The 733-nt window shown below is 62.9% G+C and carries 1 protein-coding gene; it reads right to left on the bottom strand.

Going from position 1 to position 733, the window contains the following annotated elements:
• Positions 1-2 precede the first annotated feature (2 nt).
• Positions 3-733, bottom strand: a 731-nt coding sequence (locus tag AC1D00_RS43875) for a flagellin (protein ID WP_477015037.1), incomplete at its 5' end; no start/stop codon positions are given.

The raw sequence follows: 733 nt of genomic DNA, 5'->3' as shown, positions 1-733 counted from the left end.
TGTTAGCGGAGCAGCTGGAGCACGCTCTGCTGCGAGGTGTTGGCCAGCGACAGCGCGGAGACCGCGATCGACTGCCGGGTCGACAGCGCCTGGCTGTTGGCCGCCTCGACGTTGGTGTCGGCCAGCGTCAGGTTGGACGAGCCGGTCTGCAGCACGTTGATCAGGTTCTTGTTGAAGTCCTGACGGATCTGCACCACCGAGAGGTTCGAGCCGAGGCTCGAGGCCTCCGAGCGCAGCGTGCTCGAGGCGGCGTTCAGGTTGGTCAGCACCCTGTTGGCGGCAGCGTTGTCGATGAAGTCGACGCCGACGGTCAGAGCAGCGAGGCCCAGACCCTTGGAGTTGTAGGTCACGCCGGTGATGTTCAGGCTCGACTTGCCGGTCTCGTCGAACACCAGCTTGAGCTGGTCGCCGTTCAAGAGGTTGACGCCGTTGAACGAGGAGTCCTGCGAGGTCGTGTCGATCTGGTTCAGGATGTTGTTGTACTGGGACACCAAATTAGCACGCGCCGTCTGGGCAACCCCATCCTGGACGGGATTGGAAGCCGTCGAGAAGGTCAGCGCCGAAGTCAGCGTGCCGCCGATCGCACCACCCGCCGCCGTCGAACCGAGCGTCGAGGACGCATAGTCGTTGGATGCGGTGATGGTCAGCAGACCGTTGGCGTCGATCGTCGCCGAAAGGTTGTTGGCCTGAAGCTTGGTGTTGAGCTGATCAAGCGTCTTGACCGTGCCGTTGG

Source organism: Bradyrhizobium sp. P2_E8, from assembly GCF_056403875.1.
Note: the sequence above shows the minus strand (reverse complement) of the source record. Positions and strands in the feature narration are given on the sequence as shown.